24 protein-coding genes are annotated in these 25,197 nt (G+C 67.8%); 18 read left to right on the forward strand and 6 right to left on the reverse strand.

The window, feature by feature from the left end; all coding sequences use genetic code 11:
- Positions 1 to 9 precede the first annotated feature (9 nt).
- From GGQ61_RS02980 to GGQ61_RS03000, 5 genes are read left to right on the forward strand one after another with little or no spacing between them, the layout of a single operon-like run.
- Positions 10 to 1,197, forward strand: a complete 1,188-nt coding sequence (locus GGQ61_RS02980; RefSeq protein ID WP_183769819.1) for a CpaE/TadZ family protein — start codon at positions 10 to 12, stop codon at positions 1,195 to 1,197.
- The gene (locus GGQ61_RS02985) at positions 1,197 to 2,561 is read left to right on the forward strand and encodes a TadA family conjugal transfer-associated ATPase (protein WP_183769820.1); all 1,365 of its coding nucleotides are present in this window, start codon (positions 1,197 to 1,199) and stop codon (positions 2,559 to 2,561) included. Before GGQ61_RS02980 ends, GGQ61_RS02985 begins: the two co-directional genes overlap by 1 nt.
- A complete protein-coding gene (locus tag GGQ61_RS02990; RefSeq protein ID WP_183769821.1) occupies positions 2,561 to 3,523 on the forward strand; it encodes a type II secretion system F family protein in 963 nt (320 codons plus the stop codon). Before GGQ61_RS02985 ends, GGQ61_RS02990 begins: the two co-directional genes overlap by 1 nt.
- A gap of 2 nt (positions 3,524 to 3,525) precedes the next feature.
- Entirely contained in the window at positions 3,526 to 4,482 is a 957-nt protein-coding gene (locus tag GGQ61_RS02995) for a type II secretion system F family protein (RefSeq protein ID WP_246370429.1), read from the forward strand.
- A gap of 58 nt (positions 4,483 to 4,540) precedes the next feature.
- Positions 4,541 to 5,512, forward strand: a complete 972-nt coding sequence (locus GGQ61_RS03000) for a phosphoribosylaminoimidazolesuccinocarboxamide synthase (RefSeq protein ID WP_183769822.1) — start codon at positions 4,541 to 4,543, stop codon at positions 5,510 to 5,512.
- 2 nt (positions 5,513 to 5,514) lie between these two features.
- Here the strand turns inward: GGQ61_RS03000 and GGQ61_RS03005 are convergent, their stop codons facing one another.
- Genes GGQ61_RS03005 through GGQ61_RS03015 form a run of 3 tightly spaced genes read right to left on the reverse strand, consistent with a single transcriptional unit; the run spans position 5,515 to position 8,043 of the window.
- The gene (locus GGQ61_RS03005; RefSeq protein ID WP_183769823.1) at positions 5,515 to 6,651 is read right to left on the reverse strand and encodes a DUF3667 domain-containing protein; all 1,137 of its coding nucleotides are present in this window, start codon (positions 6,649 to 6,651) and stop codon (positions 5,515 to 5,517) included.
- 53 nt (positions 6,652 to 6,704) lie between these two features.
- Complete coding sequence (locus GGQ61_RS03010) at positions 6,705 to 7,307, reverse strand: 2-hydroxychromene-2-carboxylate isomerase (RefSeq protein WP_183769824.1); 603 nt, start codon at positions 7,305 to 7,307, stop codon at positions 6,705 to 6,707.
- Between the two features lie 10 nt (positions 7,308 to 7,317).
- Positions 7,318 to 8,043: an SDR family NAD(P)-dependent oxidoreductase gene (locus GGQ61_RS03015; RefSeq protein ID WP_183769825.1), complete on the reverse strand. Its 726-nt coding sequence runs from the start codon at positions 8,041 to 8,043 to the stop codon at positions 7,318 to 7,320.
- Between the two features lie 80 nt (positions 8,044 to 8,123).
- On the opposite strand from GGQ61_RS03015, the gene GGQ61_RS03020 reads away from it, so the two are divergent.
- Entirely contained in the window at positions 8,124 to 8,591 is a 468-nt protein-coding gene (locus GGQ61_RS03020) for a winged helix-turn-helix transcriptional regulator (RefSeq protein WP_183769826.1), read from the forward strand.
- Here the strand turns inward: GGQ61_RS03020 and GGQ61_RS03025 are convergent.
- Positions 8,569 to 10,644, reverse strand: a complete 2,076-nt coding sequence (locus GGQ61_RS03025) for a prolyl oligopeptidase family serine peptidase (RefSeq protein WP_425500968.1) — start codon at positions 10,642 to 10,644, stop codon at positions 8,569 to 8,571. The genes GGQ61_RS03020 and GGQ61_RS03025 overlap by 23 nt on opposite strands.
- A gap of 215 nt (positions 10,645 to 10,859) precedes the next feature.
- Between GGQ61_RS03025 and GGQ61_RS03030 the strand changes: the two genes are divergently transcribed.
- From GGQ61_RS03030 to GGQ61_RS03045, 4 genes are read left to right on the forward strand one after another with little or no spacing between them, the layout of a single operon-like run.
- Positions 10,860 to 11,654: a thioesterase family protein gene (locus GGQ61_RS03030; protein WP_183769828.1), complete on the forward strand. Its 795-nt coding sequence runs from the start codon at positions 10,860 to 10,862 to the stop codon at positions 11,652 to 11,654.
- Between the two features lie 35 nt (positions 11,655 to 11,689).
- A complete protein-coding gene (locus GGQ61_RS03035) occupies positions 11,690 to 12,370 on the forward strand; it encodes an ABC transporter ATP-binding protein (protein WP_221220813.1) in 681 nt (226 codons plus the stop codon).
- Complete coding sequence (locus tag GGQ61_RS03040) at positions 12,348 to 14,915, forward strand: FtsX-like permease family protein (protein ID WP_221220814.1); 2,568 nt, start codon at positions 12,348 to 12,350, stop codon at positions 14,913 to 14,915. Before GGQ61_RS03035 ends, GGQ61_RS03040 begins: the two co-directional genes overlap by 23 nt.
- Positions 14,915 to 15,988 carry a lipocalin-like domain-containing protein gene (locus tag GGQ61_RS03045; RefSeq protein ID WP_183769830.1) on the forward strand — a complete coding sequence of 358 codons (1,074 nt, stop codon included), beginning with the start codon at positions 14,915 to 14,917 and terminating at the stop codon, positions 15,986 to 15,988. Before GGQ61_RS03040 ends, GGQ61_RS03045 begins: the two co-directional genes overlap by 1 nt.
- Here the strand turns inward: GGQ61_RS03045 and GGQ61_RS03050 are convergent.
- Entirely contained in the window at positions 15,985 to 17,064 is a 1,080-nt protein-coding gene (locus tag GGQ61_RS03050) for a zinc-binding dehydrogenase (RefSeq protein ID WP_183769831.1), read from the reverse strand. The two genes, GGQ61_RS03045 and GGQ61_RS03050, sit on opposite strands and share 4 nt — an antisense overlap.
- A gap of 93 nt (positions 17,065 to 17,157) precedes the next feature.
- Here GGQ61_RS03050 and fabD point away from each other — a divergent pair, with 93 nt between their 5' ends.
- The 6 genes from fabD (at position 17,158) to GGQ61_RS03080 (ending at position 22,957) form a co-directional block, all read left to right on the forward strand.
- Positions 17,158 to 18,102 carry an ACP S-malonyltransferase gene (gene fabD / locus GGQ61_RS03055; protein ID WP_183769832.1) on the forward strand — a complete coding sequence of 315 codons (945 nt, stop codon included), beginning with the start codon at positions 17,158 to 17,160 and terminating at the stop codon, positions 18,100 to 18,102.
- Between the two features lies 1 nt (position 18,103).
- Positions 18,104 to 18,844: a 3-oxoacyl-[acyl-carrier-protein] reductase gene (fabG, locus tag GGQ61_RS03060; protein WP_183769833.1), complete on the forward strand. Its 741-nt coding sequence runs from the start codon at positions 18,104 to 18,106 to the stop codon at positions 18,842 to 18,844.
- A 141-nt stretch (positions 18,845 to 18,985) separates the two neighbouring features.
- Positions 18,986 to 19,225, forward strand: coding sequence for an acyl carrier protein (locus GGQ61_RS03065; protein ID WP_056019455.1), 240 nt, complete (start codon positions 18,986 to 18,988; stop codon positions 19,223 to 19,225).
- Positions 19,226 to 19,308: 83 nt separating this feature from the next.
- Positions 19,309 to 20,592, forward strand: coding sequence for a beta-ketoacyl-ACP synthase II (fabF, locus tag GGQ61_RS03070; protein WP_183769834.1), 1,284 nt, complete (start codon positions 19,309 to 19,311; stop codon positions 20,590 to 20,592).
- Complete coding sequence (gene mltG, locus GGQ61_RS03075; protein WP_183769835.1) at positions 20,589 to 21,701, forward strand: endolytic transglycosylase MltG; 1,113 nt, start codon at positions 20,589 to 20,591, stop codon at positions 21,699 to 21,701. The genes fabF and mltG overlap by 4 nt, the downstream gene beginning before the upstream one ends.
- A 188-nt stretch (positions 21,702 to 21,889) precedes the next feature.
- Entirely contained in the window at positions 21,890 to 22,957 is a 1,068-nt protein-coding gene (locus GGQ61_RS03080; protein ID WP_183769836.1) for a DUF2853 family protein, read from the forward strand.
- A 24-nt stretch (positions 22,958 to 22,981) separates the two neighbouring features.
- Here the strand turns inward: GGQ61_RS03080 and GGQ61_RS03085 are convergent, their stop codons facing one another.
- Positions 22,982 to 23,395 (reverse strand): hypothetical protein, encoded by a 414-nt coding sequence (locus tag GGQ61_RS03085; protein ID WP_183769837.1) that lies wholly within the window; start codon positions 23,393 to 23,395, stop codon positions 22,982 to 22,984.
- Positions 23,396 to 23,545: 150 nt separating this feature from the next.
- Between GGQ61_RS03085 and GGQ61_RS03090 the strand changes: the two genes are divergently transcribed.
- Positions 23,546 to 24,427: a YicC/YloC family endoribonuclease gene (locus GGQ61_RS03090; RefSeq protein WP_183769838.1), complete on the forward strand. Its 882-nt coding sequence runs from the start codon at positions 23,546 to 23,548 to the stop codon at positions 24,425 to 24,427.
- 100 nt (positions 24,428 to 24,527) lie between these two features.
- Positions 24,528 to 25,184, forward strand: a complete 657-nt coding sequence (gene gmk, locus GGQ61_RS03095; protein WP_183769839.1) for a guanylate kinase — start codon at positions 24,528 to 24,530, stop codon at positions 25,182 to 25,184.
- Positions 25,185 to 25,197 lie beyond the last annotated feature (13 nt).

Raw genomic sequence — 25,197 nt, forward strand, 5'->3', positions numbered from 1 at the left:
GTCGCTGTCATGACCCATTGGAGCCTTCTAGGCCGACGCGTGCTGGCGGTCGGGCCGAGCCTGGCGCCGCTGGCCCGCGGTCCGCTGTTCGGCGCAGCGTTGGAGACGGCCGGACTTGAGCGGTTGGCCGAGGCCCGCAGCACGGCGGTGGACCTGGCGCTGGTCGACGTCGACAGCCTGGAGCCTCAGGCGCTGACCGCCGCGCTGGAGGCGATGGCCGCCTCCGGCCAGGCGCCGCCGGTGCTGCTGGTCGGCGAGAAGCTGCCGGCCGGTCTGGTGCGCGCGGCGATGCGTCTGCCCCAGTCGGACGTACTGGAGCCCCCCTTCAACGACGATCAGGTGCGCGAGGCGGTCTTCGGGTTGCTCGACGCAGCCGGCGCGCAGGCCCCGGCGTCGAGCGACAGCACTTCGCGCTGCTGGTCGGTCGTGGGCGCGGTCGGCGGGGCCGGGGCGACGACCTTGGCGATAGAGTTTGCGGCGCTGCTGGCGGCGCGCGCCAACCGCGACCATGCAGTGTGCCTGATCGACCTGCATCTCGCCGACGGGGCCGCGGCCGCCTATCTGGGCGCGACCGCGGCCATGGGATTGGCCGAGTTCGGACCCGCGGCCGAGCGCATGGACGCCGCGCTGCTGGCCGCCTTCACGACGCCCATCGCCAAGGGCCTAGACTTGATGGCCTGCCCACGCGATCCGCTCGCCTTCGAACAGATTTCCAAGGAAGCCGTGCTGCGGATCCTGGAGATCGCCTGCGAGGCCTATGAATTCGTGATCATCGACATGCCGCGGCATCGACGGCCCTGGACGCTCGAAGTTCTGGCCGGGTCAGACGAAGTCTTCGTGGTCTCGGAACTGACTGTCCCCGCCCTCCTGGCGGCGCGGGCGCTGGCCGGAGAGATCGAGGCCGGCCTGCCGGTCGGGGTACGCACTCGCATCGTGCTCAATCGTCTGGCCAGCCGGATGTTCGGACCTGCACCTTCGGTCGCGGAGGCCGAACGGGCGCTCGAACGCAAAGCCGAGGCGGGGATCAGTTCGGACTGGGAAGCGGCCGCAGCCTCGGTCAACCTGGGCGGGCCGATCTGCCAGCACCGCCCAAAGTCGAAGATCGTTCGCGACGTTTCGGCGGTCGTCGACCGGCTGCTGGGCGTTCAGACGCCAGCGTCCCGCCGCAGCGGTTGGCGTCCGAGGAGGGCCGCCTGATGGCCCGCTTCACGCTTGCGCCGCGGCCCGAGCCGCCCGTCCGGGAAACACGGCAGATCGAGGCCGCGCCGCCGCCCGCTCCGGCGGCCACCGACCACCTGCTGGACATCAAGCTCAAGCTGCACGCCCGCCTGATCGACGAACTGGACCTGTCCAAGTTGGAGAGCTTGTCGGAGGCGGAACTGCGTCGGCAGGTCATGGCTCTGGTGGCCGACTTCGCCCGCGCTGAACGGCTGGTGCTCAATACGACCGAGTTGGAGGAACTGGGCGCCTCGGTCCACGATGAGATGGTGGGGCTGGGGCCGATCGAGCCGCTGCTCAAGGACGACAGCATCAACGACATCCTGATCAACGGCCCGTTCCAAGTCTATGTCGAGCGGCGAGGGGAGCTGGAGCCGACGCCGGTCCGGTTCCGCGACAACGATCACCTGTTGCGGATCGTCAATCGCATCGTCGCCGGGGTAGGCCGTCGCATCGACGAGAGCCAGCCGATGGTCGACGCCCGTTTGCCGGACGGCAGCCGCGTGAACGCCGCCATTGCCCCGATCGCCATCGACGGGGCCTGCGTCTCTATCCGGAAGTTCTCCAAGAAGCCGTACACCCTGGAGAAGTTGGTCGAGGTCGGCGCGATGCCGGCCTGTGTCGCCGAGTTCCTGCACGGGGCGATCAAGGCCCGGGTCTCGACTGTGATCTCGGGCGGGACAGGCTCGGGCAAGACGACCCTGCTCAACGCCCTGTCGTCGGCGATCAGCCACAAGGAACGCCTGATCACCATCGAGGACGCGGCCGAACTGCAGCTGCAACAGCCTCATGTCGTGCGCATGGAGACCCGGCCGCCCAACATCGAGGGCAAGGGCGAAATCCGCCAGCGAGAACTGGTCAAGAACGCCCTGCGGATGCGTCCCGACCGGGTGATCCTGGGCGAAGTCCGGGGCGAAGAGGCCTTCGACATGCTGCAGGCCATGAACACGGGCCACGAAGGCTCGATGGCGACGATCCATGCGAATACGCCGCGCGACGCGATCACCCGCCTTGAGCAGATGGTGGCGATGTCAGGGATGAAGCTGTCGCCTGAAGCTGTTCGCGGCCAGATCGCTTCGGCGGTCGGGATGATCATCCAGATCATGCGGATGTCGGACGGCAAGCGGAAGATGATGAGCGTCAGCGAGATCGTCGGCATGGAGGGCCAGGTGGTCCAGATGCAGGAGATCTTCGCCTTCCACCGCAGCCACACGACCGCCGACGGCGTGGTGCACGGAGAGTTCAGGGCCTCGGGGCTGCGGCCGCGATGCCTGGACGAGATGATGCGTCGGGGGATCGCCTACGACACCGCCTATTTCGATCCCAACCGGGTGCTCGGCTGATGTCGTTCGACGCGACGTCGGTCTATCTGGTGCTGGTGTTCGCCGCGGTGTTCGCCGCAGTTCAGGCGGCGGTCGGCCTGCTGAGGACCGCCAAGGTCAAGCAGCAGGTCAATCGCCGACTGTTGGTCGCCGAACGGACCGGCGGCACGATCGCAGAACTGGTGATCGAACTGCGCAAGCAGCGCGGACTCAACGCCGCCGGCGACGCGCGCGGCGGCTGGATGTGGCTGAGCGAGCTGATCGTCCGCTCCGGCGTGCCCTATGACGGGCGGCGCTGGCTCGTCATCGCCGTGGGACTGGCGCTGACGGGCGCGATTCTCGCGTTCGCCTGCACCCGGCAACTGCTGGCGATCCCGCTCGGCGCGGTTCTATTTGGCGTTTTCGGTCCGATCGCGTTTCTGAAGGTCAAGGCCGGCCGCCGGGCGGTCGCGCTGGGTCAGCAGCTGCCGCAGGCGCTGGAGATCATCGTCCGCAGCCTGGAAGCCGGACACCCTGTGCCGACAGCCGTGGCCCTGGTCGGGCGTGAAATGCCCGATCCGATCGGCTCGGAGTTCGGCATGGCCGCCGACGAGATCGCCTATGGCGCAACGATGGAACAGGCGGTCAACCGTATGTCGGTGCGTTGCCAGCATCCCGACGTCGACCTTTTCGCCGCGACCGTCCGGTTGCAGGAAAAGGCCGGCGGAAACCTGACAGGCCTGCTTAAGCTCAACGCCGCCACGGTTCGCGACCGGCTTCGCATGCGCCTGAAGATCAAGGCGGCGACCGCCGAGGGCCGCGCCTCGGCTTTGATCCTGACCGCCGCGCCGTTCCTGGCGGCGGGCGCGATCATCCTGCTGTCCCCGGAGTTCTATGGCGACGTCATGCACCTGCCGATGGTGCGCATCGGGCTGATCGTAATCGGCGCCTGGATGGTCATCGGCAACCTCGTGATGCGTAAGATGATCGACATGCGGATCTGACCATGGACGTCGCGCAGATTCAGAATCTGATGACCTTGGCGGCGTTCGGCCTGCTGGCCGTCGCCGTGATCGGCGGCGCCGCTGTGCTGGCCGGCGAGATGCGGCTTCGGTCGCAGCGCCGCGCCCGCTTCCAATCCCCGGGGGGCGCGATCTCGACGGCGGGTGTCCAATCGCTGGGACAGGCGCAGCTGGTGGGCCGGCTGGCCGACGGTTTGCGGAGGCTGGGGCAACAGGCGGCGATCCGCGATCCTTCGCAGATCTCTGAGTTGCGGATGCGGCTGACCCGTGCCGGGTTCTTCAGCCGCGATGCGGCGATATACTATCTCGGCGCGAGGGCGGCGGCGCTCGCCGCAGCGACCCTGGCCGTGATCACCGTGCTGCCGTTCGCCCTGAAGGGCGGCGGCGTGGCCGCGGTGGCGGTGGCGTGCGTGTTTGCTGGGATCGCGCTGCTCGGTCCCGACCAGGTGCTGAAGGTCCGCCAGAAGAGTCGCGAGCTGGAGTACGCCGACGGCTTTCCCGATCTGCTGGATCTGCTCGTGGCCTCGGTCGAGGCCGGGCTCAGCCTGGACGCGGCGGTCTCGCGGGTCGCCGACGAGCTGGTGAGGCGTTATCCGCGCCTGACGATCCACCTGCGGATGCTGACCCTGGAGCTGAGGGCCGGCAAGGCGCGCAAGGACGCCTGGTCCTCGTTCGCCGACCGGCTTGGGATCGACGATGCCCGTGCCCTGGCCACCATGCTGCGCCAGGCCGAGGAGATGGGCACCAGCCTGGGTGAGACTCTGTCGGTGTTCTCGCTGGACATGCGCGCCAAGCGCATGCTGCGGGCCGAGGAAAAGGCGCTGGCGCTGCCGGTCAAGCTGACGGTGCCGCTGATCCTGTTCATCTTCCCGTGCCTGATCGGCGTCCTGATGCTGCCGGCGATCGCCCGGATCATGCAGACGATGGGCGCGGGCCAGTAGCGTTCCGGGCGCGCAATAGGCTAGAGAGCCGCTTCAAGTCTCCGGCGCGGATACCCCCATGGACAAGACGGCCCTGGCTCGCAACGCTCACCGCGTTCTGCGCGACGCGATCATTCCCGAGCTGCCGAACCCGTACTACGGCAAGGTGCGGGACAATTACGATCTGCCGGACGGCCGGCGGATCATCATCGCCAGCGACCGGATCAGCGCTTTCGACCGCATCCTGGCGGCGATACCGTTCAAGGGTCAGGTGCTGACCCAGACCGCGCGGTTCTGGTTCGAGAAGACCGCAGACATCTGCCCCAACCATGTGCTGGCCTATCCTGATCCCAACGTCGTCGTCGGCCGCCGGCTGGACATCCTGCCGGTCGAGATCGTCGTGCGCGACTATCTGGCGGGCACGACCGGCACTTCGATTCTGACGCTCTACAAGAAGGGCGAGCGGGAGATGTACGGCCACCGTCTGCCGGACGGCATGGCCGACAATCAGAAGCTGCCGCACCCGATCATCACCCCGACCTCAAAGGCGTTCGATGGCGGCCACGACGAGCCGCTGACGCCGGCGCAGATCGTAGAGCAGGGACTGCTGACCGCCGAACAGTGGGAGACGCTGTCGAAATACGCCCTGGCGCTGTTCGCGCGCGGGCAGCAGATCGCCGCCGAGCGCGGGCTGATCCTGGTCGACACCAAGTACGAGTTCGGCGTCGACGCCGACGGTCAGATCATCCTGGCCGACGAAATCCATACGCCCGACTCCAGCCGTTACTGGTTCGCTGAGAGCTATCCGCAGCGCTTCGCCGCCGGGCAGCGTCCCGACAGCTTCGACAAGGACTTCGTCCGCGCGTGGGTCGCCGAGCGCTGCGACCCGTACAAGGACCCGATCCCGGAGATCCCGGCGCAGATGCTGGTTGATACGGCGGCGGTCTACATACAGGCCTTCGAGACCATTACCGGCCAGACGTTCGTGATCGACGAGACCGACGAACCCGTCCTGGAACGGGTCCGCCGCAACCTCGCTGAGTTCTTCTAGCGCTAGCCAGCGACGCCGAGCATCACGACCGCCGCCAGGAATAGCGCCAACGCCAGGCTGCAGAACAGTAGCAGCATGCCGGTGCGCCAGAGCGCCGAGAAGGTCGACAGGCCGTAGGCGCCCTTCACCTGGGCGAACATGTGCACAGGTGCAATGGCGGTTGCGGCGAGCAGAGAGACGGCTGCGATCGCGCCGCCGAACCGCATGAGCCCCGCGGTCAGCATGATCAGCATCGCCATGAAGGTCAGCGAGTAGAGAACGAAGACCCCGTGGTCGTAGAGCGTAAAGCCGCGCTTCCACAGGAACAGCAGGGCCACGAAGGGGATCGAGATCGGAATGAGAAGGAAAGAGAACTTGTAGAAGGTCTGCTGCAGCTTGTAGAGCGTGAGCTCCGGGTTCTGCAGTTTTTTCATAAGCTTCTTGTCTAGAGCCTTGTCGCCGGTGTTGACCTTAAGGTCTCCGTTGGCGGCTGCGGTGCGCAGGGTGTCAGCCAGGTTGACGCCCATGACCGCGACGTTGGGGGCCGTGGGTGATTCCGACATCGCCGCATCGGCGGCCTTCTCCGCCTCCTGAGCACGGGCGAGCCGCGCCTGTAGCTCGGCGCGCCTTGCGACTGAGGCTGGGGCGTCGTCCTTGAGGGCGTTATCCAGTGCGGTCTCGGCCTGCACCAACTCGTTGGTGGCCATCATGTAACTCGTGCCCGTGGAAGCCGGGCCGCTGGCGGCGTCGCGCACGGCGGTCTCCGCTGCCTGGATCTGGGTGTTCACCGGCAGGAAGCTGAGGATCATGAACATCACGAAGACAGTGAACAGGTACATGGCCAGCGGCGAGACGTAGCGCGTTCGCTTGCCCAGCACCCATTCACGGGTCAGCCGGCCCGGGTTAGCCGCCAGCAGCGGCAGGGTGCGCCAGATCCGGCTGTCGAAGTGCATCACTCCGTGCAGAATCTCTTCGCCCAGATGCAGCAGGGTGCGGTGCGTGTGGGTCGGCTGGCCGCAGTTCGAGCAGTACCGGCCGCTGACCTCTGCGCCGCAGTCGTCGCAGTTATGGCTGTGATCCCCGGCCTTGCCGGTCGGCTTTTCGACGGCGGCCGCCATCATCGCGCCCGTCACCGCTCCACCGGTCGAATCCACGTCCATAGTCCGCTCCAAGTCCACAGGAGCGAGAGTTAGACCGGATCGAGCCGGCGGCGCTAGGCCGCCAGTTCCTCCTCGACCTGACCCAGGCGCTCCTTGCCGAAGAACATCTCGTCGCCGACGAAGAAGGTGGGAATTCCGAAGGCGCCGCGTGCGGCGGCGCGCTCGGTGTTGGCCAGCAGTTCGGCCTTGACCTCGGGCTCCTGGGTGGCCGCGAGGATCGCCTCGGCGTCGAGGCCGGCTTCGGTCAGGGCGGCCGCGACCACCTGCGGGTCGTCCATCTTCAGGCCGCGTTCCCACATGCCGGCCATAACGGCGTCTAGATAGGCCTGCTCGACGCCTAGCCGCCGCGCGGCGACCAGCCCGCGCATGATCAGCAGCGTGTTGACAGGGAAATGCGGGTTGAACTGATAGCGGTCGAGCTTGTGCTTTGCGACGAAACGTTTCGTCTCCAGCGCCTCGTAGGCCAGCTTGCCCTGGATTCCGCCGAATGCGGTCATCGGAGCCTGATTGCCGGTGATCTTGAACAGGCCGCCCAGTAGGCACGGCGTGAGTACGACCTCCGCGCCGGTGCGGGCGGCTATGTCTTTCAACACCCCGTAGGCCAAGTAGGCGTTGGGGCTGCCGAAATCGAAGATGAACTCGACGGTCTTGGTCATGGGGCGTTCCTCACCAGGACTCGGTCCAAGGGCGCACATCGAGTTCATGCGTCCAGGCCGAGCGTTGTTGTTTGTGCAGCCAGACGTAGTTGCGGGCGATCTCCTCGGGCTTGAGGATGCTGTCGCCCTGTAGCCGGGCCTCAATGTCGGGGATGTTCGAGCGGGAGAAGACCCCGTCGATGGCGCCGTCCACCACCACGTGGGCGACGTGGACGCCTTGCGGTCCGAGCTCGCGGGCCGCCGCCTGCGCTACGGCTCGCAGACCATGCTTGGCCGACGAGAAGGCCGAGAAACCCTGGCGGCCGCGTAGCGAGGCCGAGGCTCCGGTGACCAGGATCGTGCCGCGCCTGCGCGGCGTCATCACCCGAGCCGCTTCACGAACCGTCAGGAAGCCGGCGAAGCAGGCCATTTCCCAGACCTTATGGAACACGCGGCTCGTGGTCTCGGTCAGGCTGAAGCGGACGTTAGCGCCGATGTTGAAGACCACGACTTCCAGCGGTCCTACCTCGGCCTCGATCTTGTCGACGAGGGCGATCATCTCGTCCTCTGAGCGGGCGTCGACGCCGTAGGCGCGGGCCTTACCGCCGCCGTCGCGTATCGACTGGGCCAGCTCTTCAAGCTGCTCGAGATTTCGGGCCCTGCGCGTGATGCAGACCTCCAATCCCTCCGCCGCGAAGGCGCGTGCTATCGCTCCGCCGACGCCATCGCCGGCGCCGACCACAAGACAGGCGGCCATGGCTCGTCCCCTTCAAGTTTATTTTCTGGACGGACCATGGTATCGAATCTGGACTTGGTCAATGGCGGATGGAGCCGGCGATGAAATGGGACGAACTCAGCCGCGAGCCGTGCTCTTTGGCGCGTTCGGTGGCCGTGATCGGCGATCGCTGGACGCTGCTGATCCTGCGTGACTGCTTCCTCGGCGTGCGGCGGTTCGAGGCGTTTCAGGAACGCCTGGGCATTTCACGCACCATCATCGCCGACCGGCTGAAGGTGCTGACCGATGAGGGGGTGTTGGCCAAGGTCGCCTATCAGGACCGTCCGGTGCGGCACGAGTACCGTCTGACCGAGAAGGGCCTGGAACTCTACCCAGTGATCCTGGCGATCGTCAGCTGGGGCGATCGGCACTACGACGACGGTCGCGGTCCGCCGATCCTGCGGCGGCACAAGGCCTGCGGCTGCGACTTCCAGCCGGTGATGACTTGTTCCGAATGCGGCGAAGAGGTGAACGCCCGGGGGGTGGAGGCCCGCCCGGGGCCGGCCTTCAGTCCATCAGCTGTTGGCTGAGATAAGTGTATTCGAGCGCCTGCCGCTTGGCGGTCTCGTTGAGGTTGGCGGCGGCGGCGTGACCGCCGTCGATGTTCTCGTAATAGAGGTAGTCGTAGCCGAGCTCCTTGAGCCGGGCAGCGGCCTTGCGCGCGTGGGCCGGATGCACGCGGTCGTCCTTGGTCGAGGTTTCCAGGAAGACACGCGGATAGGGCTGGCCCTTGGCCAGCTTCTGGTAGGGCGAGTAGGTGTCGATCACCTTGCGCTCCTCCGGAACGGCCGGGTCGCCGTATTCGCCGACCCACGAGGCGCCGGCGCCGATGTGCGTGTAGCCGATCATGTCGAACAGCGGCACCTGGATGACCACAGCGTTGTAGAGTTCGGGCCGCTGGGTCAGGGCCACGCCCATCAACAGGCCGCCGTTTGAGCCGCCCATAATGCCGAGCTTGGCCGGGCTGGTGATCTTGCGGGCGATCAGGTCTTCGGAGACGGCGAAGAAATCGTCATAGACTCGCTGGCGGTTCAGCTTCAGGCCGGCCTCGTGCCAGCGCGGGCCGAACTCGCCGCCGCCGCGGATGTTGGCGACGGCATAGGCGCCGCCGCGTTCCAGCCACAGCTTGCCGACCGTCGCGGCGTAGCCAGGCGTCTGCGAGACCTGGAAACCGCCGTAGGCGTAGAGCAGGGTCGGCGTCGAGCCGTCCAACTTCATGTCCTTCGAGCGGACCAGGAAGTACGGCACCTTGGCGCCGTCCTTCGAGATGGCCCAGTGTTGCTCCACGACCTGTTGTGAGGCGTCGAAGCGCGCGGGCATGGTCCGCAAGGTTTCGCGCGCGCCGCTGGCGGCGTCGGCGAGCAGTTGCGTCGACGGCGTCAGGAAGCCGGCGACCTGGAGGATCAGCCGATCGTCGTGATCCGAAGCTGACGCGATGCTGACCGAGATGTCCGCCGGCAGGTCGAGCTTGGTGGACGTCCAGCCCTTGTCGTCGTGGCGGAAGCTGAGCACACCGCCCTTGACGTTGTCGTACAGCGCCATGACCAGCCGATTGCGGGTGGTCGCCACCTGCTCGACGGACTGGCTGTCGGTCGGGCGCAGGACGAGCGCGGCCTTGGGCTCGTCGGCCTCCGACTTCAGTTCGGCGAGATTTAGCGCCATCAGGTCGCCGGACTTGCCGGACTGAGCGGTCCAGTCCTCTTCCAGCGTGAGCAGCACCTGGCCGTCAAGCAGGCCCTGGATCGACGAGCGGAGCGGCAGCGGCAGCCTCTTTGCGCCGGCCTCGGTGATCAGGTGATGCTCGGCGTTGAAGGTATCCAGCGGACGGTGGGCGATCAGCGCCTGCAGCTTGCCGTCGGCGTCGCGCAGAGCGATCGGGCTGACGCCGTAACCGCCGTCGTCGGCCTTGCCGCGGAACACTTCGCTGGCGTCGGCCAGCGCCTGGCCGCGTTTCAACAGCTTGATCACATAGGGGTAGCCGGAGGTCGTGACCTCGCCTTTGGTCCATTCGGTGGCGACGGCCAAGGTGTCTGCGTCGACCCAGTCGACGCGATGTTTGCCCTCGGGCAGCAGGAAGCCGCCTTTGATGAACTGACCGGTCTGGATGTCGAATTCGCGGACCTCGACGGCGTCCTTGCCCCCGTCGGACAGCGAGATCAGGCACAGCCGGTCGTCCGGCGGCAGGCAGGTCGAACCCTTGTAGACCCAGTTTTTGCCCTCGGCCTTCGCCAGGGCGTCGACATCTAGAATGTTGCGCCACTGGGGTTTGCCGGTTCGGTAGCTGTCCAGGGTGGTGGAGCGCAGCAGACCGCGGACGTGCTCGGCGTCCTGCCAGAAGTTCCGCAGCGTCCCATCGCCGGCGAATCCGACGACGGTGATCCGGTCCTTGGCCGTGGCGATGGCCAAGGCGTCGTCATAGAGCTTGGCGTAGCGTGGATCGTTCTGCAGTTGCGGCAGCGAGCGTTCGTTCTCGGCTTTGGCGAAGGCCATGGCGCGGGCGCCCTCGATCTCCTCCATATAGACGTAAGGATCGTTCGGATCGGGCAGGGCGGCGGCGGGAAGCGTGGTCATGCCGCTCAACATGGCGCCGGCCGCCAATTTTCCAAGGAACGGGAAACGCATCTGGGAACTGCCTCTCGGAGTGATCTTGCCAAGGTCGAGCTTAGGGCAGCCGGGTTGCGGCGAGCAAACGCGGCGCGACGAAATGAAATGCGTCGCCTCGCCGCCACGCGGGGAAAGGCCTTCCAATGTCGCCCAAAACTAGGCTGGGCCATGGGAATCCGTCATGGTCCCGCGCCATGACGAACGAACCCTTTTTCAAACGGGACGGTCAATATTACGTCCCAACCCCCGCTGGCCGCGGTCCCTGGAATCCCAACTCGCTCCATGGACGGGTCATCATCGGTCTTCTCGGCTTCGTGCTCGAGCAGAAGCACGGCGATGCGGACTTCATTCCCGCTCGCCTGACCGTGGACATGTACAAGCTGCCGGGCTTCGATCCGATCGAGGTCACCACCAAGGTGGTGCGCGAAAGCGGCCGGATTCGTGTCATCGACGCCGAGTTCATTTCCGGCGGCGTCAGCATGGCCCGCGCCACCTGCCAGTTCCTGAAGCGCACTGAGAACTCGGAAGGCAATGTCTGGAAGCCGGGGACGTGGAATGTCCCGGCGCCTCTGGACATTCCCGAACCGGAGAACCGCGGCGGCATGGGCGGCATGTGGGCCTCTCGTCCGATCAGCGGCGGGCTCGCCACGGCCGAGCAGCGCCGGACCTGGATGAGCGAAGTGCGCGACATCGTCGAGGGCGAGCCGCTGACCCCGTTCCCGCGCGTGGCGGTGGCCTGCGACTTCGTCAGCCCGCTGACCCACGTCGGCGACCAGGGCCTCGGCTACATCAACTCGGACGTGACGCTCTATCTGCACAAGCTGCCGGACACCGAGTGGGTCGGCTTCGAGAGCGTCTATCACGGCGCCGACGACGGCGTGGCCGTGGGCGACGCCCGCGTCTACGACGAAAGCGGCCCGATCGGGGTGGCTTCCTGCACGGCTCTGGCCCAGCGCAGGCTGGCGCCGCCTCCGCCCAAACCATCCTAGCTCAGAAGGGCGCGGTTCAGGCTAGGATGACGCCGATGACCGCGCCCGTTCTGCAGATTTCGAACCTCGCCAAGTCGGTTCCCGGCGGACGGGTTCTGTTCAAGGGCCTGAACCTCCGGTTGGCCGCTGGTGAGTTCGTGGCGATCATGGGCGAATCCGGGGTCGGCAAGTCGACCCTGCTGAACTTGATCGCCGGCCTCGATCAGGCCGACGCCGGGACCATCGTCATCAACGGCGTGGACCTTGCCGGTCTCGATGACGACGCCCGCACGCTGCTGCGCCGGGATCGCGTCGGCTTTGTCTTCCAGGCCTTCCACATCCTGCCGCACCTGACGCTTGGCCAGAACGTCGCCCTGCCGCTGGCGCTGCAGGGCCGGCGGGGCGAGCCGGCGCTGGAACGCGCGGAGCAGATGCTCGCCGCCGTCGGTATTCCTGGACGTGGCGGCGACTTTCCGCGTCAGCTTTCCGGCGGAGAAATGCAGCGCGTGGCGATCGCCAGCGCCTTGATTCACCAGCCGGCGTTGCTGCTGGCGGATGAGCCGACCGGCAATCTCGATCCGGAGACGGCGAACCGCGTCTTGCAGGTGTTCGCCGAAGAGGTCCGGCGCTCCGGCGCCGCCGTGGTCCTCGTCACACACTCGGAGGTCGCGGCCGCCGCCGCAGACCGCACGCTCATCCTGGGACGGGACGGCCTTGTCGAACGCCCGCGCGCCTGAGCAGCGGGGCCTGGCGGCCCGTTGGATGATCTTCGGCGAATGGCGGGCCCATCCGATGCGGGTGATCACCGCCGCCGCGGCGATCGCGGTCGGCGTGGCGCTCGGCCTGGCCGTGCACCTCGTCAACGCCTCGGCGCTCAGCGAGTTTTCCAAGGCCGTCAGCGCGGTGAACGGCGAGGCCGAACTTCAGGTGCGCTCGACGACGACGCTTGGGTTCGCCGAGGCGCTTTATCCCCGAGTTGCGCGGACCGAGGGCGTCGCCGCGGTCAGCCCGGTCGTGGAACTTGAGGCAGTGACAGACCGGCCGGGGGAGACGCTCACGGTCCTGGGTCTCGACGTCCTTCGCGCGGCCTACGTGACCCCCAGCCTGATCGGCCGCCCGCTGGCGGCCGAGGGCGACGAGGCGAGGGGCCCGACCATGGAGGCGGCGTTTGACGAGAACGCCGTCTTCCTCTCTCCCGCGGCGCTCGAGGGGCGGGCGGTCGGCCAACAGATCGAATTGAGCGCCGGCGGGCGGCGAGAAGTGTTCCGGATCGCCGGCGTGCTGCCGGGAGTCGGCGACGAGCGCCGGCTGGCCGTGCTCGACATCGCCGCGGCGCAATGGCGGCTTGGCACGCTCGGCCGGCTGCAACGGCTGGATCTCAAGCTCGCTGAGGGGGCCGACGTCGCCCGCGTGGCCGATGAACTGCGCGCGGCGCTGCCGAATGACGCGCAACTTGTCAGCCAGGAGAGCGAGGCGCGGCGCAGCGACAGCCTCAGCCGGGCCTACAGGGTCAACCTCGACATGCTGGCGCTTATGGCGCTGCTAACCGGCGGCTTCCTCGTCTACTCGGCGCAGTCGCTGTCGGTGGCCCGCCGCCGACCACAGTTCGCGCTTCTGCGGGTGTTGGGCGTTCGCAGGCGCGCGCTGCTTTCACAGGTGATGGCGGAAGGCGTCGGCGTCGGTCTGGCGGGCGGTGTCGTTGGCATCGGCCTGGGTTTCGCGCTCGCAGACGTGGCGTTGACTCTGCTCGGCGGCGACCTCGGCGGGGGCTATTTCAGCGAGACGAAGCCGCAGCTCGTTCTGACCCCGGGCCCGGCTCTGCTTTTCCTGGCGCTCGGCCTGGCGACAGCCGTCGTCGGGAGCCTCGCACCGGCGCGCGAGGCCGCTCGCGCCCCGCCGGCCGTGGCGCTGAAGAACGCCGGCGACGCCATCGATCCGCGAGCGACGCCCCCGATCTGGCCCGCGGCTGTGCTGCTGGCCTTCGGCGCGGCGGCGGCTTTTGCGCCGCCGATCGGAGGCGTCCCGCTGCTCGGCTACGCCTCGATGGCCCTGCTGCTGGCAGGCGGCGTGGCCGCAATGCCGCGACTGGCGCGGGTGTTGCTGGCGGGGCTCAAGGCCCGTTCGTTCGTCGGCGCCGCTCCGGACCTGGCGGTCAAGCGGCTGTGGGGCGCGCCTTCGCAAGCCGCCGTGGCCCTATGCGGCGTCGTCGCCAGCACCAGCCTGATGGTGGCGATGGCGGTGATGGTTTCCAGCTTCCGGGGCTCGGTCGAGGATTGGCTGGCCCAGGTCCTGCCGGCGGACCTCTATTTGCGGATCGAAGCGGCGGAGAGCGGCGGAGGCTTCGACCCCGAAGAACAGGGCAGGCTGGCCGCGACGCCTGGCGTTGCGCGGATCGCGTTCATGCGGACGACGACCCTGCGGATGAGCGCCGACGCTCCGCCCTTGGCCCTGGTCGCGCGACCGGAGGGCGGGCTGGACGCCGGCGCGCCGCCGATGATCGGGCGAACCGCGGAGGCGCCGGCCGGCACGATCCCGATCTTGGTGTCGGAGCCGGCCGCCTGGATCTATGGCTGGAAGGTGGGGCAGCGCATCAGCCTGCCGATCGGCGGCGCACCGCCTAACGGGTTCTTCGTCACCGGCGTCTGGCGCGACTACGCGCGGCAGCATGGGGCTGTGACACTGGAGAGCCGTGACTACACCGCCATCACCGGCGACCGCACGCGCAGCGAGGCGTCGGTGACCCTGAAGCCGGGCGCCGACCGCAAAGCGGTCGCCCTCGCTCTGCAATCCAACGTGCCGGAGCGGCTGGCGGGGCGGGTCACTGTGGCTGAGCCGCGGGCGCTGCGCGACATGGCGCTGCGGCTGTTCGATCGCAGCTTCGCGGTGACTTATGGCCTGGAAGCGATCGCCATTGTCGTCGGGCTGGCCGGCGTGGCGGCGACGATCTCGGCCCAGACCTTGGCGCGGACCAAGGAGTTCGGGATGCTGCGACACCTGGGCGTGACGCGTGGACAGATCGTAGCGATGCTGGCGACCGAGGGCGCCTTGCTGGGCATGGTAGGCGGCCTGGCCGGGATCGGACTGGGGCTGATCATGAGCCAGGTTCTGATTCACGTGGTGAACCCCCAGTCGTTCCACTGGACGATGGAGACCAAGCTTCCCTGGGTTCTGCTGGGCGGCGTCGGCGTGGCGTTGGTGGCCTCGGCCGCCGGCACGGCGTTGCTGGCCGGACGTCAGGCGGTATCGGCGGACGCGGTGCGCGCCGTACGGGAGGACTGGTGATGCGCCGCGTGATCCTGGCGCTGCTGGCGCTGTTCGCCGCCTTGGTCGTCCCCGCACGCGCCCAGGCGCCCGGCTATGCGGTCGTGAGGCCAGGGGTGGCCCTGCGCTTCCCGTCCGATCATGGCGCCCATCCCAGCTTCCGGACCGAGTGGTGGTACGTGACCGGCTGGCTGAAGACCGCCGATGGCAAGGACCTCGGCTTTCAGGTGACCTTCTTTCGCTCGCGCCCGCCGGTCGCGACGGCCAACCCCAGCGCCTTCTCCCCGCGCCAGATCCTGTTCGCGCACGCGGCGATCTCGGATCCATCGGTCGGGAAACTGATTCACGGACAGCGGATCGCCCGAGCTGGTTTCGGCTTGGCGGAGGCGGCCGTTGGCGACGCCGATCTCGTCATCGACGATTGGCGGCTGCGACGTGAAGCCGACGGACACTTCACCACCAAGGTCGCCGGAGAGGGCTTCGACCTGGACCTCGCCTTCACGCCAACCCAGCCGGTGCTGTTGCAAGGCGAGGGTGGTTTCAGCCGCAAGGGCCCGCTGGCGACCCAGGCCAGCTACTACTACAGCCTGCCGCAGCTGAAGGTCGCCGGGACGGTGCGTCGGGGCGGCAAGGCCGTGAAGGTCACAGGGACGGCTTGGCTGGACCGAGAATGGTCGTCGACTCTGCTCGATCCGGCGGCGGTCGGCTGGGACTGGGTCGGGCTCAATCTCGACGACGGCGGGGCGCTGATGGCCTTCCAGGTCCGCGACGCGAGCGGCAAGCCGTTGTGGGCGGGCGGTTCGCTTCGCGGCCCGGACGGCCGGACGGTCCGGTTCTCTCCGTCGCAGGTGCGCTTTACGGCGCAGCGCAGCTGGCGCTCGCCGCGGACGGGCGCGGTCTATCCCATCGAGCGGACGGTGGCCGTCCAGACGCCCGGCGGCGAGCGGAACTGGACCCTCAAGCCGCTGTTCGACGACCAGGAGCTGGACAGCCGCGCCTCGGGCGGCCCCGTCTATTGGGAGGGGGCGGTGCGCAGCGAAGGCGGGCGCGGCTATCTGGAGCTGACGGGCTACGCCAGCCCCATGAAGCTCTAGGGCTGGACGAGGATCTTCACGTGCGCCTCGGGATCGCCGAGGTCCTTGAACGCTTGGGCGACGCCGTCGAGCCCCACCGTGCCGGTGACCACATTGCTGACGTCGATGCGGCCCTCGGCGATGTCGTGCAAGGTGGCGGCGAACTCCTCGGGCGAGTAGCCGAACACGAAGGTCAGTTCGATCTCCTTGGTGATCGCGATCGCCGGCTCGATCCGGTCGGTTTCCATGCAGACGCCTGCGACGACGATCTGCGATCCGGCGGGCGAGGCCTCGATGAGGCTCTGCAGCACGCCGGGCGAACCGACGCATTCGAACACCACGGGACGACCGAAGCTGCCGCCCATCATGCGGACCATGTTCTGGGCGGCGCGCGCGGTGGGGACGCCGAAGCCTTCCCAGCGGGCGTGCGGGCTCTCGACCGCCGGGTCGATGACCACGTCGGCGCCCAGCATTTCGGCGGCGGCGCGGCGACGGGGCGAGAAGTCGGCGGCGATGACGGGGCCGTGGCCGCGCGCCTTGAGCCCGGCGATCACCGCTAGGCCGACAGGGCCGCAGCCGACGACGAGGGCGACGCTGTTCGGATCGAGCCGCGCCTTGGCGACGGCGTGGGCGCCGACCGCGAACGGCTCGGTCAGCGCGGCCTTGTCGGTTGGCAGGCCGTTGGGAACGGGCAGCAGCAGCGCCTCGGAGAGGATCATGCGCTCGGAAAAGCCGCCAGGCAGCTTGTTCGAGAAGCCAAGCATCTCGACGCCGCCGACCGGGGTGAGCGTGGCGGGAATCGACACTACCCGCGTGCCTGCCTTGAGCGCGCCGGTCGTACCGGGGCCGTGCTCAAGAATCTCGGCGCAGAACTCGTGACCGAACACGGTGTCGGCGGTGGGATCGAAGCCGTTGGTCATGCCGCCATTGGCGCGGCTCGTCAGGTCGATCATGTGCTCCATGTGGTGCAGCGCGTGCAGGTCGGAGCCGCAGATTCCGCAGGCAAGGGTGCGCACCAGCACCTGGCCCTGATCGGGCTTCAGGTCGGCGATCTCGTCGCAGACCAACTGCTTGTTCCGGCGGATCACCGCGCGCATGACGTCCTCCCGTTATCGATCGCCGCCTTGCCGGGGCTTGGCTTATCCCCTAACCCTCCCGGCTCGGAATCGTAAGTGCGTGGGAGACGCGCCATGAGCCTCGCCTTCATTTTTCCTGGCCAGGGCAGCCAAGCTGTCGGGATGGGCGCGGACCTCGCCGAGGCCTTCGCCTCGGCTCGTGAGGTCTTCCAGGAAGTCGACGACGCCCTGGGCCAGAAGCTGTTCGCGCTGATGCGCGAGGGCCCGGAAGGGGATCTGACCCTGACCGAGAACGCCCAGCCGGCGCTGATGGCTGTCTCGGTGGCGGTGACCCGGACCCTGGAGAAGGAATTCGGGGTCGGCATCGACAAGGCCGCCTTTGTGGCCGGTCACTCGCTCGGCGAATATTCGGCCCTGGCGTCTGCGGGCGCGATCAGCCTGGCTGACACGGCCCGGCTGCTGAAGCTCCGCGGGCAAGCGATGCAGCGCGCTGTGCCCGTCGGCGCCGGCGCAATGGCCTCGCTGATCGGCCCGAAGACCGACGTGGCGCTGGCCGAAGCCGCCGCCGAAGCCGGCGCCAAGGTCGGCGTCTGCGTCGTCGCCAACGACAACAACAACGGCAACGTGGTGATTTCGGGCGACAAGGCCGCGGTCGACGTGGCCATTGAAAAGGCCAAGGAATTGGGCGCGCGGGCCATCCCTTTGAACGTCTCGGCGCCGTTCCACTGTCCGCTAATGCAGCCGGCCGCCGACGAGATGGCCCAGGCCCTGGCTAGCGCGACGATCATCGCGCCCCGTGCGCCGGTCGTCGCCAACGTCACCGCGCGCCCGACCCTGGATCCGGAAGAGATCCGCCGCCTGCTGGTGGAGCAAGTCACCGGCCGGGTGCGTTGGCGCGAAAGCATGATCTGGCTGGCCGGCGAGGGCGGGGTGACCCGCTTCGCCGAGGCCGGCGCCGGCAAGGTGCTGTCGGGCATGGCCAAGCGCATCGCGCCCGACGCCGAGGCGACGCCGCTGAACACGCCCGCCGACCTTGAAGCCTTCGCGAAGGGACTCTGAGATGTTTGACCTGACGGGAAAGACCGCCCTGGTCACCGGCGCGACCGGCGGCATCGGCGGCGAGATCGCCAAGGCCCTGCACGCCGCCGGCGCGACCGTGGTGCTGTCCGGCACGCGTGAGGCCGTGCTGCAGGACCTCGCCCAGCAACTCGGCGGACGCACCTTCGCTGTGCCGGCCAACCTCTCGGATCCGGAATCGGTCGACAGCCTGCTGTCGCGCGCCGAAGAGGCCGCCGGCGCCGGGGTCGACATCCTGGTCGCCAATGCCGGAATCACCCGCGACGGCCTGCTGATGCGGATGAAGGACGAGGACTGGGACGCCGTCCTGAAGGTCAACCTGGAGAGCTACTTCCGGCTCAGCCGCTCGGCGATGCGCGGCATGATGAAGCGGCGCCATGGCCGAATCATCGGCATCACCTCGGTCGTCGGGGTGATGGGCAATCCGGGGCAATCGAACTACGCCGCCTCCAAGGCCGGCATGATCGGATTCTCCAAGGCGCTGGCCCAGGAGGTCGCCTCCCGCGGGATCACAGTGAATTGCGTGGCGCCGGGCTTCATCGAAAGCCCGATGACCGATGCCCTGAACGAACAGCAGAAGGCCCAGATCATGGGCACGATCCCGGCCGGACGGCTGGGTTCGGGCTTGGAAGTGGCCGCCGCCTGCGTCTATCTGGCCAGCGACGAAGCCGCCTACATGACGGGTCAAACCCTGCATGTGAACGGCGGCATGGCCATGATCTGAGCCCGCTGGCGTGGCCGTGGCGAACATGCTACGTCGCCGCGCGAACCGGCGAGGCGAAGGTCTCTACCCGTATGTCCGCAACGGTTGACATCCCGTCGGCCGTCGCGGATGGATTTAGCGAAACACAAGGGACTTAAGCGAATGTCCGACATCCTCGAGCGCGTGCGTAAGATCGTCATCGAACATCTGGACGCCGACCCCGAGAAGGTCACCGAAAAGGCGAGCTTCATCGATGACCTGGGCGCCGACAGCCTCGACAACGTCGAGCTGGTCATGGCCTTCGAAGAAGAGTTCGACATCGAGATCCCGGATGACGCCGCTGAGCACATCCAGACCGTCGGCGATGCGGTGAAGTTCATCGGTGAGCGCCTGGGCGCCTAAGGCGAGTCCACGGAATTCATTGAATATTTGACCGCCGCGAAGCTCTTCGGAGTTCGCGGCGGTCTGCGTTTGGAGGCCCGCTAATGCGTCGTGTCGTCGTCACCGGCATCGGTTTGCTGACCCCGCTCGGTCAAGGAACCGACATCACCTGGAAAGCCATCCTGGAGGGCAAGTCCGGGGCGGGCCGCATCACCACCTTCGATCCCACCGACTATGCCTGCCAGATCGCCTGCGAAGTGCCGCGGGTCGATGGTCGCGGCGGCGGCGGCGAAGGCGTCCCCGGTTCGTTCAATCCGGACGACACGCTGGCGCCCAAGGATCAGCGTCGGGTCGACGACTTCATCCTCTACGCGATCGCGGCGGCCGACGAAGCGGTGAAGGATTCGGGCTGGGTTCCGGAATCCGAAGACGACAAGGAACGCACCGGCGTCATCATCGGCTCGGGCATCGGCGGACTGGCGACGATCGAAAAGACCAGCGTCGAGCTGCACGAGAAGGGCCCGCGCCGCGTCAGCCCGTTCTTCATTCCCTCGGCCCTGATCAACCTGGCCTCGGGCCAGGTCTCGATCCGGCATGGCTTTAAGGGCCCGAACCACTCCGTCGTCACCGCCTGCGCCACTGGCGCGCACGCGATCGGCGACGCGGCCCGACTGATCAAGTACGGCGACGCCGACGTGATGGTCGCCGGCGGCGCCGAGGCCTCGATCTGCCCTGTGGGTGTCGCGGGCTTCATCGCCTGCCGCGCCATGTCGACCGGCTTCAACGACGCGCCGGAAAAGGCCAGCCGGCCTTACGACAAGGACCGCGACGGCTTCGTCATGGGCGAGGGCGCCGGCGTGTTGGTGCTGGAAGAGTACGAACACGCCAAGGCCCGCGGCGCGAAGATCTACGCCGAAGTGGCCGGCTACGGCCTGGCGGGCGACGCCTATCACATCACCGCCCCGGCCGAGGACGGCGACGGCGGCTTCCGCGCCATGCGCGCGGCGATCAAGGACGCGGGCATCACCCCGGCCGACATCGACTACATCAATGCGCACGGCACCTCGACGCCGCTCGGCGACGAGATCGAACTGGGCGCGGTCACCCGCCTGCTCGGCGACGCGGCCAAGGACTTGACCATGTCGTCGACCAAGTCGGCCACCGGGCACCTGCTCGGCGCCGCGGGCGCCATCGAGTCCGCGTTCACGGTGCTGGCGATCCGCGACCAGATCGCGCCGCCGACCATCAACCTCGATAATCCGTCGGTTGAGACCGAGATCGACCTGGTCGCCAACAAGGCCAAGCCGATGAAGATCGACATCGCGCTGTCCAACAGCTTCGGCTTCGGCGGCACCAACGCGTCCGTGGTGTTCAAGAAGGTCTCGTGAGCCGCAAGCCGCGCAAGTCGGCCGCCCGCGGGCGGCGCAAGCCGTCGGGCGCTTTGACGCCTGCGCGCAAGTTCAGGATCATCCTGGGCAGCGCGGCGGCGACGCTGGGCGTCGTCGCCGCGCTGGTACTGGCCTGGGCCCTGTGGTCCTACCAAGGTCCAGGGCCGGCCACTGACGGCGGCGAGACCCGCGTGGTCATGCTGCGAAAGGGGGCCGGCCTGACCGAGATCGCCTCGACTCTGGAGCGGTCCGGAGCGATCCGCTCCAAGGCGCTGTTCGCCGCCGCCGCCCAGTTCACCGGCGCGGCCAAGTCGCTGAAAGCCGGCGAGTACGAATTCAAGAGCCGCGCCTCGCTGGCTTCGATCCTGCGCGACATCCGCGACGGCAAGATCGTCATCCACCAGGTGACCATCCCCGAGGGCATGACGTCGGAGGCAGCGGTCGCCGCGCTGATGGCGCGCCCCGATCTGAGCGGCGTCGTGGCCGCCCCGCCCGAAGGCTCGATCCTGCCCGAGACCTACCAGTACGAGCGCGGGGAGGACCGCTCAGCGGTGCTGAAGCGCATGATGGACGCCCGGGACGAATTGCTCGCCCTGCTGTGGGAGAAACGTCAGCCGGGCCTGCCGATCAAGACGCCCGAGGAGGCGGTGACGCTGGCGTCTATCGTCGAGAAGGAAACCGGGATCGCGAGCGAACGGCCGGAGGTCGCGGCGGTCTTCGTGAACCGGCTGCGCAAGGGCATGCGGCTGGAGAGCGATCCGACGATCATCTACGGGCTTAATGGCGGCAAGCCGCTGGGCCGCGGGCTGCGCGCTTCGGAAATGGCGCAGCCAAACCCCTACAACACCTATCAGATCGACGGCCTTCCGCCGACGCCGATCGCCAATCCAGGCCGCGCGGCCCTGGCGGCCGTGCTCGATCCGCCCGCTAGCGACAATCTGTTCTTTGTCGCCGACGGCAGCGGCGGGCACGTCTTCGCGGTGACTTACGACGACCACCTAAAGAACGTCGCCAAGTGGCGGGTCGTGGAAAAGCAGCGCGCTGCGGCCGCGCTTCAGGAAAAGGCCGGCGCCCTTCAAGAGAAGGCGGCGGAGCAGGCTGGCCGCTAGTCGGTCGTGGCGCGGCTGCGAGTAGCGGCCAAGCGAGGCCGCAGATTCCTAAGGTAAATCCATCCGCCCACTCCGCAAACGGCCCTAGCGCCCGCATCTCGCCATGGCCCTATCGGTGAGAGGTCGATCCTGGACGCGACCCCTCGCGCGCCCGTTCGACGCCCGTCAAACGGATCGGAGGACAGGCCATGGCGGAAGACTGGGCCATCGACGTCAGGAAGTACGTTCCCAACGCCGATTCCAAGGTTATCGATGCGATCGTGCGGTATTGCGGGATCGCCCTGCATAACCGGGACTCGTCGCTGGTTTCCTTCACGGAGCCCGAGGAGCTGCGTCGGATTCGCGAGAATTACCTGAGGAAGAAGCTAGGTCTGGCGCATAGCGACGCCGAGCTGGATGACGCGATCATAGGCGTCGGCGAGCGGATGAGCGCGGATCGAACCAAGAACAGGGTGACCGTCTACTATCTGCTGGCCGAGCATTTCCGGAAACTGTCGGTGTTCGGCGGCACGGATGTCGCCGGCGGGATCGGCAAGGCGTCGATGGCGGCCGGCGCTGTCGGGGTCGGTGCTGGAGCCGCGTCCGTGGCGAGTGCGGCGACTGACGCCTCGGCGACCGTGGCCGACTTCGGCGATAGAGCCCACCGGGGCGAGGATCGGCCTCCGCCGGCCGCGCCGGTCTATGCGCGGAGCGCCGCCGCCGCGCCGGCCCGGCGTTCAGGCATGGGCGCATGGTTGCCATGGCTGCTGGGGGTGGCGGCGTTGGCGTTGCTGGCGTGGTTCTTCCTGGGCCGCCAGGCGACCGCGCCGACCGCGCCTGTCGCTGAGGTGAGGCCTGTAGCGCCAGCCGTGGCCCCGCCGGTCCGGACTGCGCCGGCCGAGACTGTCGCGCCGGTTCCAGTCACACCTGCGCCGGCGCCCGCGCCAGCGGCGATCGTCGGACTGCCCGCCAATGTGCATTTCGCCCTCGGCTCGGCGGCCATCGGTCCTGACGACGGCCGGCTGATCGAAGAAGCTGCGGCTGCGATAAAGCAGGATAACCTGCGGGTCGGCATCACCGGCTACACCGATCGCACCGGTAACCTGGCGCTCAACGAACGCCTGGCGCAGCAACGGGCGGAGGCGGTTCGCGATCGGCTGGTCGCGTCCGGAGTTCCGGCCTCCAGCATCGAGATGGTGGCGCCTGTTGCTGTCGAGAACGGTCCTGCCGCAACGCCTGACGTCGACGCACGGCGCGTCGAGATCGTCCGCCGCTAGGGACGAGCGCGCATGCGGCCCGCGCTAGTCGCGCGGGTCGCGGCGTGCGCGGAACACCGGAAGGATCGCAGCGTACAGCAGCAGGCCGAGTGTGGTCCAGGCAGCAATGCGATCATTGGGCTGGGCCAACTCCGCCGTGAATAAACGGCGGAAGAAGGTGAGTTCGACAACTGCCAGCACGAACAGCATCAGCACCGCGCCAGCCCCGACCGCTAGCCGCTGTGGGATCGAGGGCGTGATGCCGAAGGCGCGCACCGCAAATCCGGCCCAGGGCAGCAGGGCGAAGGCGACGATGAGCGCCCCGGCGATGACCCCGAACGCCGGCTCCACTCCGACGAGATCCACCACGTCGCGGACCAGCCGTGCGACGCCCAGCGCCGTAAACAAGGCACAGAAGTAGATCGCCGCAGCGCCCGCGATGCGTCGGACCATGTCCATGGCCGCCTCCGTCCAGTTTGGAGCGCAACTTGACGCTGATGCGCGTGGGGAGTCGACCCTGGACATTGGAAGCGCCACTCGCGTTTCGGTTAGCTTCGGGGTCGGTAGCCTGTGTAAACTGCCGGGGATTGTGCAGCTTCGAGGATTTTCATGCCGCTGTCTGGGATGACGGGCTTTGGCCGGGCCGAGGGTGCGGCGGGCGACTGGACTTGGGCGGTCGAGGCACGTTCGGTGAACGGGCGCAATCTCGAGGTTCGGTTTCGTGGGCCGCCGGGCTTTGACCAGTTGGAGCGCGCCGCGCGCGACGGCGCCCAGGCCCGCTTCGCCCGTGGTCAGGTCAATGTCGGCGTCCAGGCAAAGCGCACCGACAGCGGCGTCGAGGTGCGGATCAACGAAGACGTGCTGGCGCGCTACTTGGCGATGGGCGAAGGGTTGATCCTGGGCGGAAAGGTTGGACCGCCCAGCCTGGACGGGCTGTTGGCGCTGCGCGGGGTTATCGAGGCGGCGGAGGGCGACGGCGATCCGGACGCCCAGGCGGCGCTGCAGGCGGCGATCGCGCTGTCGATCGGCGCGGCGCTTGAGGCGTTGGCCGCCTCGCGTCGCGAAGAAGGCCTGGCGCTGACCTCAGTGCTGATTGGACTTGTCGACAAGATCGAAGCCCTGGTTGGCGATGCCCAGGGCCTAGCCGAAGGGCAGCCCGTGGCGATCAAGAATCGCTTCGCACGACGGATGGCCGAACTGGTCGGCGAAGCAGCCGGCGAGGACAAGATTGTCATCGAGGCGGCCGCCATGGCCGTGAAGGCCGACGTGCGTGAGGAACTGGACCGGCTGCGCGCCCACGTTGACGCGGCGCGCGCGCACATCGTCGCCGAGGGCCCGCAGGGACGACGGCTGGACTTCCTGACCCAGGAATTCATGCGCGAGGCCAACACCCTGTGCTCGAAGTCGGCGCTGGGCGTGCTGACGACCGTCGGGCTGGAACTCAAGGCGACGATCGAGCAGTTCCGAGAGCAGGTTCAGAACGTCGAGTAGGGCCTGTCCGTCCGCTCCAGTCGCTTGGCGGTGTCGGGAGCCCCTTCCGCCGAAAGGGCGGTATCTGTTAAGCGGCGCTCCGAACGTGCGAGAGTGACGAATGACTGACGGACACGACCATCCCAGGCCCTGGGAAACAACCCGCCGCGGGATGATGCTGCTGGTGTCCTCGCCGTCGGGCGCGGGCAAGACGTCGCTATCGCGGCGGCTCGTCGCCGATCACAGCGACCTGATGCTGTCGATCTCTTGCACCACTCGCGCGCCGCGCCCGGGAGAGGAGGAGGGCCGTGAGTATTATTTCGTCGACCGTCCGACCTTCGACGCGATGATAGAGCGCGGCGAGTTCCTGGAGTGGGCCGATGTGCACGACAATCGCTACGGCACCCCCAAGGCGCCGGTGATGGCGGCCCTGGAGGCTGGCAAGGACGTGCTGTTCGACATCGACTGGCAAGGCGCAAAGCAGGTCGCCGACAACGCGCCGGACGACAGCGTGCGGGTCTTCATTCTCCCGCCGTCATGGGAAGATCTGTCGCGCCGACTGCACGCTCGCGCTCAGGACAGCGAAGAGGTCATCCAGAAGCGCCTGCTAAAGGGCAAGGACGAGATCGAGCATTGGCGGCTCTACGACTATGTGATCGTCAACAAGAACTTCGACCGGGCCTATGCCGACCTCGGGCACATCTACCGTTCGGAGCGTATGAAGCCGGGCCGCAATCCATGGTTGCCGGACTTCGTCGAGGCGCTGCTGGCCGAGTAGCCCGCGCGGCTCC

The organism is Phenylobacterium haematophilum, assembly GCF_014196295.1.
Lineage (GTDB): Bacteria > Pseudomonadota > Alphaproteobacteria > Caulobacterales > Caulobacteraceae > Phenylobacterium > Phenylobacterium haematophilum.

Bases quoted from the DNA above. Each gene is read 5' to 3' on its own strand.
- GGQ61_RS03015 (WP_183769825.1), bottom strand. From the start codon at position 8,043: ATGGCCGCCTGTCTTGTGGTCGGCGCCGGCGATGGCGTCGGCGGAGCG.
- fabG (WP_183769833.1), top strand. From the start codon at position 18,104: ATGTTTGACCTGACGGGAAAGACCGCCCTGGTCACCGGCGCGACCGGC.
- fabD (WP_183769832.1), top strand. From the start codon at position 17,158: ATGAGCCTCGCCTTCATTTTTCCTGGCCAGGGCAGCCAAGCTGTCGGG.
- GGQ61_RS03090 (WP_183769838.1), top strand. From the start codon at position 23,546: ATGCCGCTGTCTGGGATGACGGGCTTTGGCCGGGCCGAGGGTGCGGCG.
- GGQ61_RS03035 (WP_221220813.1), top strand. From the start codon at position 11,690: ATGACCGCGCCCGTTCTGCAGATTTCGAACCTCGCCAAGTCGGTTCCC.
- GGQ61_RS02995 (WP_246370429.1), top strand. From the start codon at position 3,526: ATGGACGTCGCGCAGATTCAGAATCTGATGACCTTGGCGGCGTTCGGC.
- GGQ61_RS03030 (WP_183769828.1), top strand. From the start codon at position 10,860: ATGACGAACGAACCCTTTTTCAAACGGGACGGTCAATATTACGTCCCA.
- GGQ61_RS03020 (WP_183769826.1), top strand. From the start codon at position 8,124: ATGAAATGGGACGAACTCAGCCGCGAGCCGTGCTCTTTGGCGCGTTCG.
- gmk (WP_183769839.1), top strand. From the start codon at position 24,528: ATGACTGACGGACACGACCATCCCAGGCCCTGGGAAACAACCCGCCGC.
- GGQ61_RS03065 (WP_056019455.1), top strand. From the start codon at position 18,986: ATGTCCGACATCCTCGAGCGCGTGCGTAAGATCGTCATCGAACATCTG.
- GGQ61_RS03050 (WP_183769831.1), bottom strand. From the start codon at position 17,064: ATGCGCGCGGTGATCCGCCGGAACAAGCAGTTGGTCTGCGACGAGATC.
- GGQ61_RS02980 (WP_183769819.1), top strand. From the start codon at position 10: ATGACCCATTGGAGCCTTCTAGGCCGACGCGTGCTGGCGGTCGGGCCG.
- fabF (WP_183769834.1), top strand. From the start codon at position 19,309: ATGCGTCGTGTCGTCGTCACCGGCATCGGTTTGCTGACCCCGCTCGGT.
- GGQ61_RS03010 (WP_183769824.1), bottom strand. From the start codon at position 7,307: ATGACCAAGACCGTCGAGTTCATCTTCGATTTCGGCAGCCCCAACGCC.
- GGQ61_RS03000 (WP_183769822.1), top strand. From the start codon at position 4,541: ATGGACAAGACGGCCCTGGCTCGCAACGCTCACCGCGTTCTGCGCGAC.
- GGQ61_RS03085 (WP_183769837.1), bottom strand. From the start codon at position 23,395: ATGGACATGGTCCGACGCATCGCGGGCGCTGCGGCGATCTACTTCTGT.
- GGQ61_RS03080 (WP_183769836.1), top strand. From the start codon at position 21,890: ATGGCGGAAGACTGGGCCATCGACGTCAGGAAGTACGTTCCCAACGCC.
- GGQ61_RS03025 (WP_425500968.1), bottom strand. From the start codon at position 10,644: ATGTTGAGCGGCATGACCACGCTTCCCGCCGCCGCCCTGCCCGATCCG.
- GGQ61_RS02985 (WP_183769820.1), top strand. From the start codon at position 1,197: ATGGCCCGCTTCACGCTTGCGCCGCGGCCCGAGCCGCCCGTCCGGGAA.
- GGQ61_RS03045 (WP_183769830.1), top strand. From the start codon at position 14,915: ATGCGCCGCGTGATCCTGGCGCTGCTGGCGCTGTTCGCCGCCTTGGTC.
- GGQ61_RS03005 (WP_183769823.1), bottom strand. From the start codon at position 6,651: ATGGACGTGGATTCGACCGGTGGAGCGGTGACGGGCGCGATGATGGCG.
- GGQ61_RS02990 (WP_183769821.1), top strand. From the start codon at position 2,561: ATGTCGTTCGACGCGACGTCGGTCTATCTGGTGCTGGTGTTCGCCGCG.